At 61.7% G+C, this 12,744-nt stretch carries 12 protein-coding genes; 6 read left to right on the top strand and 6 right to left on the bottom strand.

From position 1 onward, the window contains the following. Together DMZ65_RS18785 and DMZ65_RS18780 are read left to right on the top strand one after the other, a co-directional pair. Positions 1-790, top strand: a 790-nt coding sequence (locus DMZ65_RS18785; protein ID WP_116600002.1) for an IS3 family transposase, incomplete at its 5' end; no start/stop codon positions are given. Between the two features lie 327 nt (positions 791-1,117). Further along, the gene (locus DMZ65_RS18780) at positions 1,118-1,918 is read left to right on the top strand and encodes an IS110 family RNA-guided transposase (protein ID WP_232825068.1); all 801 of its coding nucleotides are present in this window, start codon (positions 1,118-1,120) and stop codon (positions 1,916-1,918) included. A 351-nt stretch (positions 1,919-2,269) separates the two neighbouring features. Here DMZ65_RS18780 and DMZ65_RS18775 read toward each other — a convergent pair whose 3' ends face one another. Beyond that, positions 2,270-2,677, bottom strand: a complete 408-nt coding sequence (locus tag DMZ65_RS18775; RefSeq protein ID WP_116600251.1) for a (R)-mandelonitrile lyase — start codon at positions 2,675-2,677, stop codon at positions 2,270-2,272. A 237-nt stretch (positions 2,678-2,914) separates the two neighbouring features. Here DMZ65_RS18775 and DMZ65_RS18770 point away from each other — a divergent pair, with 237 nt between their 5' ends. Both DMZ65_RS18770 and thpR read left to right on the top strand, forming a co-directional pair. Beyond that, entirely contained in the window at positions 2,915-3,184 is a 270-nt protein-coding gene (locus tag DMZ65_RS18770; RefSeq protein WP_116600250.1) for an acylphosphatase, read from the top strand. 72 nt (positions 3,185-3,256) lie between these two features. Continuing rightward, the gene (gene thpR / locus DMZ65_RS18765) at positions 3,257-3,841 is read left to right on the top strand and encodes an RNA 2',3'-cyclic phosphodiesterase (protein ID WP_116600249.1); all 585 of its coding nucleotides are present in this window, start codon (positions 3,257-3,259) and stop codon (positions 3,839-3,841) included. 513 nt (positions 3,842-4,354) lie between these two features. Here the strand turns inward: thpR and DMZ65_RS18760 are convergent. The 5 genes from DMZ65_RS18760 to DMZ65_RS18740 form a co-directional block, all read right to left on the bottom strand. Then, the gene (locus DMZ65_RS18760; protein ID WP_232825066.1) at positions 4,355-5,062 is read right to left on the bottom strand and encodes a FadR/GntR family transcriptional regulator; all 708 of its coding nucleotides are present in this window, start codon (positions 5,060-5,062) and stop codon (positions 4,355-4,357) included. Between the two features lie 34 nt (positions 5,063-5,096). Further along, positions 5,097-6,047: an ABC transporter ATP-binding protein gene (locus tag DMZ65_RS18755; RefSeq protein WP_116600247.1), complete on the bottom strand. Its 951-nt coding sequence runs from the start codon at positions 6,045-6,047 to the stop codon at positions 5,097-5,099. Then, the gene (locus DMZ65_RS18750) at positions 6,044-7,933 is read right to left on the bottom strand and encodes a dipeptide/oligopeptide/nickel ABC transporter permease/ATP-binding protein (protein ID WP_116600246.1); all 1,890 of its coding nucleotides are present in this window, start codon (positions 7,931-7,933) and stop codon (positions 6,044-6,046) included. The genes DMZ65_RS18755 and DMZ65_RS18750 overlap by 4 nt, the downstream gene beginning before the upstream one ends. Beyond that, positions 7,930-8,877 carry an ABC transporter permease gene (locus DMZ65_RS18745; RefSeq protein WP_116600252.1) on the bottom strand — a complete coding sequence of 316 codons (948 nt, stop codon included), beginning with the start codon at positions 8,875-8,877 and terminating at the stop codon, positions 7,930-7,932. Before DMZ65_RS18745 ends, DMZ65_RS18750 begins: the two co-directional genes overlap by 4 nt. 100 nt (positions 8,878-8,977) lie before the next feature. Then, entirely contained in the window at positions 8,978-10,555 is a 1,578-nt protein-coding gene (locus tag DMZ65_RS18740) for an ABC transporter substrate-binding protein (protein WP_116600245.1), read from the bottom strand. Positions 10,556-10,658: 103 nt separating this feature from the next. Between DMZ65_RS18740 and DMZ65_RS18735 the strand changes: the two genes are divergently transcribed. Together DMZ65_RS18735 and DMZ65_RS18730 are read left to right on the top strand one after the other, a co-directional pair. Continuing rightward, on the top strand, positions 10,659-11,321 hold the full coding sequence (locus DMZ65_RS18735) for a DUF1028 domain-containing protein (protein ID WP_116600244.1): 663 nt from the start codon (positions 10,659-10,661) through the stop codon (positions 11,319-11,321). After that, a complete protein-coding gene (locus DMZ65_RS18730) occupies positions 11,314-12,534 on the top strand; it encodes a M20 family metallo-hydrolase (RefSeq protein WP_232825065.1) in 1,221 nt (406 codons plus the stop codon). Before DMZ65_RS18735 ends, DMZ65_RS18730 begins: the two co-directional genes overlap by 8 nt. The last annotated feature ends 210 nt before the right edge of the window (positions 12,535-12,744 follow it).

The raw sequence follows: 12,744 nt of genomic DNA, 5'->3' as shown, positions 1-12,744 counted from the left end.
CGCATGGATTAAGAATCCGTTAAGTCACCGTGCGCGTGAGGATGCCCGCCAGACCAAGTTGCTCAAGAATGCCTGGAAGGACAGTGGCAAGGTCTATGGGTATCGTAAGTTGCATGACGATTTGGTCGAACCAGGTGAGACCAGCTGCCCAAACCGTATCGCTAGGTTGGCCCGTTTGGCCGGGATCCGCGCTGAGATCGGTTACAAACGCAAACCTGGCAAGTATGGGGGCAAACCTTCCGTCGTTGTCGACAATACCTTGGATCGGCAATTTGATGTTGCTGAACCGGATACGGCCTGGGTGTCAGATATTACCTACATCAAAACCTATGAGGGCTTTTTATATCTGGCTGTGGTCATCGATCTCTACTCGCGCCGTGTCATTGGCTGGGCGACACAATCACGTCAACCAACCGACCTTGTGCTTCAGGCCTTGCTCATGGCTGTTTGGCGACAAAAGCCCAAATGCGCCGTCCTGATCCACACCGATCAAGGGTCACAATACACCAGCCGAGACTGGGCCGGGTTTTTGCGGGCGCATAACATCGAACACTCGATGAGTAGGCGTGGGAATTGTCATGACAACGCGGTCGCAGAAAGCTTCTTCAACTTGCTCAAACGCGAACGCATTCGTCGTCGAGCATACAAGACCCGCGAGCAAGCCAGACAAGACATCTTCGATTACATCGAAATGTTCTATAACCCGAAACGCAAACATGCCAGAAACGGGATGCTGTCGCCTGTCGATTTCGAAAACAGGCAGCGCAATACCAACCAAGAAGGCGTCTAGGAAACTAGGGGCTATTCACTTTGGCCGCAGGCGGCAGCGCATCCACGGTCCGTTTTGTCAGTTTGCTCATGGTCTTTTCCCCTATCGCCACGGGTTTCGTGGAAGCACTGTGGAAGCAACTGGAAGCAAACCACAGAGCAAGGCGTAAAAGCTGAGCGTAGTCGGCGTCAAATATTAAATATCAAAAACAATAAGATAGGGTAGGTGGGCGCAATGCGGGGTATCAGGTGCAACTGGGGTGGTGCTCTCTCATAACCTGAAGGTCGTAGGTTCAAATCCTACTCCCGCAACCAGTTTAGAACCTACGCAACATAGGCTCGCAGTCCTTTGAATATTCATACTCAGCGGCTCCAATCTCAAGGCGGGCGATCATCAGAGTTGAAATGTCCGAAAGCGTTCGTAAGCGCGAATTCGTCGACCATGCGGTTTTTTGAGATAAAGGCAGTAGACCATCAGGCCGTGCTGGCGATCCACCGCACTCGTGATCTCATGGTCCGCCAGAGAACCCAGATCGCGAACATGATCTGCGGCCTGCTGCGCGAGTTCGGTCATGTTCTTCCGACCGGCGTCGGGGTCGTGACCGCCTTTTCCAAACGCCATCTTGAAGGCGATCATCCCGACATGCCTGATCTGGCCAACGGAATTCTCGGTATTTTATGTCATCAGCTCCTCGGGCTCAACGTCCGCATTGACGGTTTCACCGTGCTGATCGCGTGTCACGCCCGGCGCGATGCCGATGCGCGACGATTGATGCAGGTGCCGGGGATCGGTCCGATCACGGCATCCGCAATCGTGGCGACGATCGGCGATGCCAAACAGTTCAGAACGGGTCGCGATCTGGCCGCCTGGCAGGGGTTGACGCCACTCAATAAATCCAGCGGCGGCAAAGAAAGGCCCGGACGCATCACCAAAAAGGGGAACCACTACATCAGGAAACTGCTGATTGTCGGCATGACATCCCGCGCGTTGATGGCCAAAAGGCATCCTGAAAAGGTTGATATTTGGACCGCAATAATGCTGGCCGGAAAACCGTTCCGGCTTGCAACTGTCGCAATGGCCAACAAAGCGGCCCGTGCAATCTGGGCCATGCTGGCGAGACAGGAAGATTACCGGCAGCCGGTCGCCTGACCGGATAACCTGCCCAGAGATGCAAGACGCATGAAGTGATGATGCGGATCAAAGTCAACCAAGAGTCAGGATACTCCGGAAATGGCAATGTCCCTTTGAGGCCGTAGACCCGATTGGAACCTCGCTTGCGGAAATCATCAGGGCCAGTGGCAGACCGCCACGCGAACAGGCCGGACAGGCGACTGTACTGACAAAACGCCGCTGAAATCGCCGGAAAGATGTCTTGCAATGCAGGAGCCATCCACAGAAGCCATTCGCTGCAGGTGCAACATTTACGATAGGCGCGCGGCGGGACTGCGGACGACCAAGGCCCTCGGCAGGTGGCTGGTCGGTGGGCCGCTCGATCCGATTCTACTTGGCACGCGGGGCGTTGTAATCCTCGTCCGTGACATGCTGCATCCAGTCGGTAGTCTTGCCATCGACGGACGTCTGCACAGCCAGATGCGTCATGGCGCAGTCGGGTGACGCGCCGTGCCAGTGCCGCTCCCCCGGCGCAAACCAGACCGTATCGCCCGGACGCAGCACCTGCACCGACTTCCCTTCGGACCCGGCCAGTCCGGTGCCCGCCACAACATGCAGCGTTTGACCGGCGGGATGCGTGTGCCACGCCGTCCGCGCACCGGGCTCAAAAGTCACCGACAGGATCTTGACCGGAGAGGGGTCGTCACCCGAAACAATCGGATCAAACCGGACCCTGCCGGTGAAATACTCACTGCTTGGGACTTGCGAAGGCCGGTCTCCGGTGCGGTGGATCTTCATGGCGGGCTCCTTAGTGCGTTGCTGTAAGGGACGTTAGCAGAGTTCCGGCCAAAGCCCATATGGCAAAGAAGAAACGGAAGGAGACAGCAGTATTGATCACATCATCAACCAGAATCTATAACTACGGGGCGGGGCAGATCTCAATGACAATGTCGGGGTGAACGAGTGCAGCCCTTCATGATATTGTCAAATTGTGCGTATGGGAAAAAGACGACTCTCAACTGACTGGGTAGAGCTATGGTGGCAATGCATGTGCATATAACGGGCCGCGTGCAGGGTGTGTCATTCAGAGCATGGACATGCGAGCGGGCACGAGAACTCGGCATCTCGGGATGGGCCCGCAATCGGTCGAACGGATCGGTCGAGGGCTTGGTATCGGGGTCAAGCGAGGCGGTCGAGACGCTGATCGCGGCACTGCACGAAGGCCCGCCCGCGGCGGAGGTCAAGGATGTCCGCGCCACAGAGACCGAAACGCATGCCGAGTCGGGATTTCGAATTCATGGCTGAACGGCAGCGGTATCCGCACAAAACGCCAGCCGCCGGCTTGGTCAGCCCAACGGGCTTCGGGCATTTTGGGCGATGCCGAAATGCAGCTTTTCCGAAGCGGATCTTTTCATGCGAGTTTTTGTAGCCATTGATCTTCCGGAATTTGCCCGATCTGAGCTCGTGCATCTGCAAAATGCTCTACCGGTCGGCCGACCCGTTCCTGAAGAGAATCTTCACCTGACGCTGAGCTTTCTTGGCGAGCAGCGCGACACGGCGATTGAAGATATTCACGCGGCTTTGTCAAACATTCGGGCCCCTGTTTTCGATTTGCAACTCGTCGGTATCGGCAGCTTTGACCAAGGTACACGACAGGTGATTTACGCCGATGTGGCGCGTTGTCATCAGCTCCTCGGACTCGAACAGCGCATAACCAGATCTCTGAGGAACGCAGGCGTGGAATTCCAGAAGCGGCGATTTCGCCCCCATGTAACCCTTGCACGTCTGCCAAACCTGATGTCGGCATGTGAAACGAACAATTTGCATGAAAGACTGGCAAATATTCTGGCTTTCCGGGCGTCGCCCTTTGAGGTGAGTAGCTTCCAGCTGTACCAATCGACCCTGACACCGAACGGGGCACTGCACGAAGTCCTTGCAGATTATGAACTTGAGAGTGGCTAACGCCTCGGACAGCCCGTCGGAGAGTCCGCCAAGACCAACCAGATCAATGCAGCCCTGTTGCTTCGCAATCGTCAGGCAGAAGCGCCGGTTGCCAAACGCACGGCTCTCAAATCAACGCTGAACGCCCGCCACAGGCGCTATTGTAGCGTAAGTGGCTTTGTCCGTGGGCCGCTCATGCCCGCCTGACTGTTGGGCTCGCCAAGATGGTTGGCCAGCCTATTTGGATAGCAGGTATGATAGTCAGGCTCGGCGAGCGTGAGGCTCAGATCAAGGCCTCCGAAGCCTGCGCAGAGCGACAATCCGTGCCAGGGACGTGACGACAAGTCATTCACCACATCCCGGCCGCCGGAGCTTGAAGAGAACAAAAACAACCACAGACATCGATAGCAATTGGAGAAGCGCATTTACAGAGAACAGAATAGGCAGGGTGCGACGGTCCGCCAGACAAGGCCAAAGCGCGGAAAGTTGCCGCAATGCCGCGGAGGTAGGAAAGCAAATCATCTCAGCGCACCTTCACTCCGGAAGAAACCGCCTTTCCATTTCCGCCTCCTGCATCTCCATCAGCCACCAGGCGGTGCTCATGTGCTCGGACATGATGCGGCGCGCGGCCGCGCCATCGCCGTCGCGCAGCGCCTCGAGCAGACGCATCTGGTAGTCCCGTCCGCGCTGCCACAGCTCGGTGTTGGGAGGGTCGAATAGGCGGCGATAAACGGTCAGGTCCGACAGCATGCAGGCCATGAAATCGATCAGGAATGCGAGGAGCGGGTTGCTCGACTGCGCCGCCAGCATCGCATGGAACCTGAGCGACACGATATGGCGCGCGCGCTCCTCTTCGGCATCGGTCGCGGGGGTGTCGAATTCGGCGATGTTGGCGCGCAGGGCCTTCAGCGCGTCCTCGTCCAACCTCCCGGCCAGTGACGCGGCCAGTTCCGGCTCCAGCACGCTGCGCAACTGGTAGATGTCGGCGATGGTCAGGTTCTTGAAGTAGAAGTAATTGCCCAACAGCGCGCGCGCCCGCTCCTTGCTGACCTCATGCACGAAGCTGCCGCCGCCGGGGCCGGTGCGCGTCTTGATCAGGCCCTGCGCTTCGAGGATGCGCATCGCCTCGCGGATGGTGCCCTTGGCCATGCCGAACTGCGCCATCAGCTCGGCCTCGCCGGGTAGCCTGTCGCCCCGGTTCAGCCCGTCTTCGACGACCCATTCCTTGATCTTGTCGGCCACCTGCGCGGGGCGGCTGAGGCCGCGCCCAGGCTTCTCAGAGCGGGTGATGGCAGGCGGCAAACTGATCGTCCCCCATTTTCTCGAGCACCGGGTCGGTCTTGCGGCACAGATCGGTCGCGCGCGGACAGCGCCCGGCGAATGCGCAGCCCGTCGGCGGGTTCAGCGGATCGGGCAGCTCGCTGCCCTTCTGTTCGGGCGCTGTCAACGGCCGGCCCACGACCGGCGCGCTGTCGGCCAGCAGTTTTGTATAGGGATGGCGCGGATTTGCAAAGATGCTGTCGGCGCGCCCAACTTCGACCACCGCGCCGAAATAGAGCACAAGGATACGGTCGCTCACCGCCTCGACCACGGCGAGATCGTGGGTAATGAAGAGATAGGTCAGGCCAAACTCGGCCTTGAGAACCTCCATCAGGTTCAGAACCTGCGCCTGCACTGACACATCAAGCGCCGAGACGGGCTCGTCCAGGATGATGATCTCGGGATTCGCCGCCAGGGCGCGGGCGATGCCGATCCGCTGTGCCTGCCCGCCCGAGAATTCATGCGGGTAGCGGTCGAGAAATTCCTCGCGCAGGTTGACCGAGTCGAATATCTCGCTGATGCGCGCCTCGCGCTTCTCTTTCGGCATCTTGTAGAGCCGCTTCAGCGGGGCCTCGATGATCTGCCGGATGGTCTTGCGCGGGTTGAGGCTGCTGGTCGGATCCTGGAAGACGTACTGGATCAGCTTGCCGAACTCCTCCGGATCGGCATTGTCGAGCGCGCGGCCGGCAATTTCGATGCGGCCCGCGCTCGGTTCCAACAGGCCGACCAGCATGCGCGCCAGCGTGGATTTGCCACAGCCGGATTCGCCGACGACCCCCAGCGTTTCGCCCGCCGCCACGTCGAAGCTCATCGGGCGCACCGCGCGCACGCCGGGTGGTGTCGCCCTGAAGAGCGGCTTTTTCAGTTGAAACGTCTTGGCGAGGTTCTCCACCTTGAGCGCGGTCATGCGGTCGCCTCCTCGTCGCGGGTCAGGTCCGCCTCGGGGTAGAGGCAGCGCACGGCGCGCGTGCCAGCCCCGTCAAGCGGGATCTCGCCCTTTTTGCAATCCGGTTGTGCCTTGTCACAGCGCGGAGCAAAGGCGCAACCCGGCGGCAGGTCATCCACCACCGGCGGCAGGCCGCGGATCGCCGCCAGTTCGCGCCGCCCGCCGCCGAGTTCGGGGACGCAGGCGATCAGGCGTTTGGTATAGGGATGCGCGGGGCGCTCCAGCACGGCGTTGGTCGGCCCTTCCTCGACGATGCGGCCGGCATACATCACCGCGATCCGGTCGCAAAGCTGCGCGACGACGCCGAAATCATGCGTGATGAAGACGATCGCCAGCCCCCGGTCGCGGCGCAGATCGTTGAGCAGCGACAGGATCTGCGCCTGCACCGTCACGTCGAGCGCCGTTGTCGGCTCGTCCGCGATGATGACGTCGGGGTCATTGGCCAGTGCCATTGCGATGCCCACACGCTGACGCATCCCGCCCGACATCTCGTGCGGGTAGTTGTCGATGCGGTTCTGCGCGTTGGGGATGCGCACGTCGTTGAAAAGCTGCACCGCCCGTTTGCGCGCCTCGTCCTTGCCCACCTTGTGATGCGAGCGGATCGCCTCGGCCAATTGATCGCCGACGCGGTAGAGGGGGTGCAGCGTCGAGAGCGGGTCTTGGAAGATATAGGCGACCCGGTCGCCGCGCATTCGGCGCAGGGCCTCGTATCGCGCGCCGATCAGATCCTTGCCCTGAAAGCGTACCGCTCCCCCGGTGATGACGCCGGGCGGCGATGAGACGAGGCCCATTACCGACAGCGCCGTGACGGATTTTCCCGAGCCGCTCTCGCCGATGAGGCCGAGGCACTCGCCTGGTTTTACGGCCAGGCTGACACCGCCCACGGCGCGGTAGATGCGTGGCCCGACATGGAACTGCGTCTGCAACTCCTGGATCGCCAGCAGATCGTCCGTCGCCTCCGGCACTTCGCCCTGCCGGTCCACCAGCGTGGTGGCGCGGGGCCGGCTGAGCGCGCCCGAGCGCAGCCGTGGGTCGAGCGCGTCGCGCAGCCCGTCGCCCAGCAGGTTCACCGACATTACGATGAGAAAGATCATGACGCCCGGAATGACCGACACATGCGGATAAGTGATCAGCGCCGAGCGCGCCTCGCCCAGCATCGAGCCGAGATCGGCCTGCGGCGGCTGGCTACCAAGGCCGAGAAACGACAGGCCGGCGGTCTCCAGGATCATCCAGCCGATAGTAGTGGACATGGCGATAATGATGACCGGCAGCACGTTGGGCAGAAGCTCGGTCAGCACGATACGGGTGTGGCTCATCCCCGAAAGCCGCGCCGCGTCGATGAATTCGCGCCCCGCGAGGCTGACGGTAACGCCGCGGATGTTGCGCGCGAAAAAGGGGATGTTGACCGCCGCCACGGCAATCAGCGCGTTCATCAGGCCGGGGCCGAGCGCGGCGACGATGGCCAGCGCCAGCAGGATGTAGGGGAACGCCATCAGCATATCGACGCCACGCATGACGAAGTTGTCGGTGCGCCCGCCGACATAGCCCGCCACAATCCCGATGGCCGAGCCGATGAGCGCCGCCAGCAGCGCCGCGGCAACCCCGACCCCGAGGCTCAGCAGCGTGCCGTGCAGAAGGCGGCTCAGCATGTCGCGCCCCAGGTGATCGGTGCCCAGCAAATGCCCCTCGGCCAGCGGTTTCAGAAAACGGTCGGCGGTGGCGGTGACATTCGGGTCCTGCAAGGGCAGCACCGGCGTCAGCAGCACGGCGACGATTATGATCCCCAGCACCACGGCCCCGAGCGCGGCAAGCTGGTTGCGAAAGAGGAGCTTGAGAAAGGCGGTCATGTCTTGATTCTCGGGTCCAGCAGGCTTTGTGCGACATCGACGAGGATGTTGAAGAAAACGTAGCAGGCGGCGATGAACACAACGCCCCCCTGTACCAGAAGCAGGTCGCGCGTCAGGATCGCCTCAACCAGCATCCGGCCCGCGCCGGGCCATTGAAACACGATCTCGATATAAACCGAGCCAGACAGGACGAACCCCGCCTGGATGCCCAGCACCGGAATGATACTGACCATCGCCGCGCGCAGGGCATGGCCCATGATGACGCGGCGTTCGGGCACGCCCTTGGCGCGGGCGGTGCGGATGTAGTCCTGGCGTAGCACCTCCAGCATGGCCGAGCGCGCGAGCCGCGCGATCACCCCCGTCGCCACCGCCGACAGCGCCAGTGCCGGCATGACGAGGTGTCTCAAGAGATCCCACAGATCGCCGCCGCCATAGATTGCATACATGCCCGAGACCGGCAGCCATCTGAGGTTCACCGCAAACAGCAAAATCATCATCATGCCGAGGAAAAACGACGGCACCGAGATACCGATCAGCACGGTGAAAGTGATCGCCTTGTCGGCCCAGCCATATTGCCGCGCCGCCGAGACCACCCCGGCAAGGATGCCGAGCACCGAACAGATGACGAAGGACGTGCCAGCCAGGATCAGCGTGGCGTTGAAGCGCTCCAACACCTCGTCGATGACCGGGCGGTTGAGCGAGTAGGAGCGTCCGAAATCACCTTGCACCATGTTGAAAAGCCAGATGAAATATCGCTCCGCCAACGACCTGTCGAGGCCGAGATCGCGGTTGAGCTTGGCCACGTTTTCAGGTGTGGCATATGATCCCAAGATCGCCGTTGCCGGGTCTCCCGGGATCAATGACATGATGAGGAACACGATGACCGTTATACCGAAAAGAACCGGTATGGCCGAAATCAGACGTTTGACGATGTAGCCGCCCATCGTTTCTCCCTTTGCCAACCCTTACTGCCGGGCTTTGCACACATACGTTCGCAAGCAAAATGCGGGGGCCGCGACCGGTAGCGGCCCCACCTCTGCTGGGTCAGTTCTTGACCACATCCTTCAGCCGCAGGAAGAAGGAAGGCTGCAGGGTGAAGTTTTCCACCCGGCCGCTCGTCACCGCGTTCTGCTTCCAGTTGGCGACAAAGACCCAAGGTGCCTCGTCATGCACGATCTGCTGCATCTCGCGATAGAGTTTCGCACGTTCGCCCTGATCGGTTGAGGTGCGCGCGGCCGCAAGCAGTTCGTCCACCTTCTCGTTGGAGTAGTAGCCCGAGTTGAAGCCACCCTCGCTGGGCATCGCCTGGCTGCGCAGCGTCAGGTAGGGGAGAGTGTCGGGATCGTTGGTCATCCACGCCATTTCTGCCATGTCGGCCTTGCCTTCGAGGCCGGGATTGACCTCGCCGAGGAAGGTGTTCCATTCGTAGGTTTCGATGGTCACGTCGAACCCCACGGCCTCCAGATCAGCCTGGATGGCGGTGCCCATCGGCACTGGGTCCAGCATCCCCGAGCCGCCTTCGGTCACATAGAACGTCAGTTCGGCACCCTCGGCCCCGGCTTCTTTGAGCAGGGCCTTGGCCTTGTCGGGGTCGTAGGGGTAGGGCTCCAAATCGTCGCTATGGGCCCAGGCGAAGGCGGGCGGCGTCGGCCCGGCGGCGACGGTTGCGGTGCCTTCGAGCACGTCATTGACGATCGCTTCCTTGTTGATGGCATAGTTGGCGGCCTGGCGCACCTTCATGTCGGCAAATGGGCCTTCCCTGGTATTCAGGATCAGGAACCAGACATGCGGACCGGCCTGTTCGTGCAGGGTGTATTGATCGCCCTCGAACTGCGCCAGCGAGGTCGGCGGCACCTCGACCATCAGGTCTATGCCCCCGGCCAGCATTTCGGCAACGCGGGTGTTGGCGTCGGTTATCGGGCGAAACACGACGGCCTCGGCAGCGGCATTGTCACCCCAGTAATCCTCGTAGCGGTCGACGACGACACGCTGGTTCGATTCCCACTCGACAAACTTGAACGGCCCGGTGCCGACAGGATGGCGGCCGATCTCCTTGCCGTGCTCCTTGATCGCGGCGGGCGACACCATCAGGCCGGTCGGATAGGCGAGGTTCGACAAGAAAGGCGCATAGGGCGCGTTCAGGGTGAATTTCACCGTCATGTCATCCACTGCCTTTGTGCTCTTGATCGCACTGAAGAAGAAAGCCAGCGGGAAGGGGCCGGTATCGTGATAGGGGTGATCCTCGTTCAGCATCCGGTCGAAGTTGAACGTGACCGCCTCGGCATTAAACGGTGTTCCGTCATGAAATGTGACGCCCTCGCGCAGGTGAAAGGTGTATTCGGTGCCGTCCTCGCTGATGTCCCAGTCAGTGGCCAGCGCTGGGCCGGGCTCCAATGTGCCGGATTTGTAGCGGGTCAGCCCCTCGTAGAGATTCACCAGGATGCGGAAATCGTTGACCGCTGTCACCGCCGCCGGGTCAAGCGATTTCGGCTCGGCAATCTGGCCGACGATCAGCACGTTGGGCGGCGTCTGCGCTGTGGCCGCAAGCGGCGCGGCGAGCGCCCCGAGCGCGACTGCTCCGGCCCCCAGCATCGCACGGCGGGTCCAGTTGGAAAAGATCATCTGCAGTCTCCCTGTGTCGTTTCCTTTTCCTGAAAATTATCATGATAAATTGCGCTCGTCAATTTATCATGATAATTGGGGGGGGGAAGTATGAGGATAGTGCATGACCTTTTCGATCCTGACCCAAGACCCCGAGACCGGCGCCTTCGGCGGTGCTGCCGCCACGGGAAGCCTATGTGTCGGCGGCTGGGTTTTGCGCGGCCACGCGCGCAGCGGACTCTCGGCCAGCCAGGGCGCGTCCCCCAGCACGCTTTGGGGGGAGGATGTGCTCGACCTGATGGAGGCCGGCCACTCAGCGCAAAGGGCTGTCGATGTGGTGACAGGGCGCGATGCCGGGCGCGATCATCGCCAGTTGTCTGTTCTCGACGCCGCCGGTCGCACTGCCGCCTTTTCCGGGCGCGAAAATACCCCGGTCGTCGCTGAGCGGAAGTTTCCGGGTGGCGTCGCGACCGGCAACATGCTGGCCTCGTCCGAGGTCGTGGATCGGCTGGTCGAAAGCTATGAGGTCGCCGCCGGCACGCTGGCTGAACGGCTGCTGAGCGCGCTGCGCGGGGCCGACGCCGCGGGCGGCGATTCGCGCGGGTTGATGTCGGCGGCCCTGCTGGTCGTGGCGCCGGATCGCCCGCCGCTGAGCCTACGCATAGACCTGAGCGAGGCGCCGATCGACGATCTGACGCGCCTGCTGGCGCTGGCGACGGGCGGCGATTATGCCGACTGGACGCACCAGGTGCCGACACTGGACGCCCCGGAGCGGACCCTTGACTAACTGGGGCCGCATATGCGCCGAGCGGCTGAATGCGCTGGCCCGGGTCTCGGAACCCGGCCCCGGCGTCACCCGCTTGCCGTTCACGCCGGAACATGCGGCGGTACTGGATCTGCTGCGCGGCTGGATGGCGGAGGCCGGTCTGACTCACCATCTCGACGATGCCGGCACGCTGGTCGGGCGGCATGTGGGTGACGGACGGAAAGGCACCTTCTATATCGGCTCCCACCAGGACAGCGTGCGCGAAGGCGGTGCATTCGACGGAATCATGGGGATCGTGCTGGCCATTGCCGCCCTGCAAAAACTGAAGGACGAGGGCGCGTCGCCTGACTGCCCGGTCGAGGTGCTGGCTTTCGCTGACGAAGAGGGCGTGCGCTGGCCTACCGCGCTGGTCGGCTCGCGCGCCGTGGCGGGGACCGTCGACCCTGCCGTTCTGGACATGACGGACCGGGACGGCGTGACGCTGCGAGCCGCGATGGAGGAGTTCGGCCTCGCCCCGGAGCGCATTGGCAAGATCGCGCGCGACCCAGCCACTGCGCTGGGATATCTTGAATGCCATATCGAGCAGGGGCCGGTGCTTGAACAGGCGGACGTTCCGCTGGGCGTCGTCACCGCGATCTGCGGAATCGAGCGTCACGTCGTCACTCTCACCGGTGAGACCGGCCATGCGGGCACCTTGCCCATGGCGACGCGTCGCGATGCGCTAGTTGGTGCTGCGGCCTTGGTCGCCGAGGTCGACAGGCTGGCGCAAGAGACCGAAGGCCTGCGCGCCACCGTGGGCGAGCTGCATGTCGCTCCGAACGTGGTCAACGCCGTGCCGCGTGACGTGCGCCTTACAGTCGAGCTGCGTGCGCCCGATGACGCGATGCGCGAGGAGGCAAGCCGCCACCTGCAGGACTTCGCCCACCGCGTGACGGGCAACCGGGGCGTAGACTGTGACATGCAGCGCAGTTATAGGCAGCCCGCCCAACCCTGCGAGCCGCTTCTCACGAACGCGCTCGCACGGGCGGTGGGCATATCCACCGGCCGAACCGCCCTGCGCCTGCCCTCGGGAGCAACCCACGACGCATCGGCCATGGCTGACCTCTGTCCGATCTCGATGATGTTTGTGCGCTGTCGCAATGGCGTAAGCCATACGCCGGATGAGCATGTATCACGGGAAGATCTCGAGCATGCAGTGGAGGCTCTTTCGACCTTTCTGGCACAGATGACGTAAGACGCTTATCAAAACCATGCAGGCAGAAATGGTTTTTTGTGGTTCCAAAGCGTTTCGCGCTCAAGTTGTGTCTCAACTTGAGCTCGAAGCGCTCTAATCTGGCAAGGTCGGCCTGGGGCCGTCAATTGCGGTGCTGCCTGCCTTGCTCAATGTGTCAATGAGCGTTCAAAACTGACCCGGTTTCAGCATTTGATTTTGACCCGCCTATCG

Origin of the sequence: Primorskyibacter marinus (assembly GCF_003313245.1) — a bacterium.
Lineage (GTDB): Bacteria > Pseudomonadota > Alphaproteobacteria > Rhodobacterales > Rhodobacteraceae > Primorskyibacter > Primorskyibacter marinus.
The sequence above is the reverse complement of the archived record's forward strand: the minus strand, read 5'-3'. Positions and strand labels throughout refer to the sequence as shown.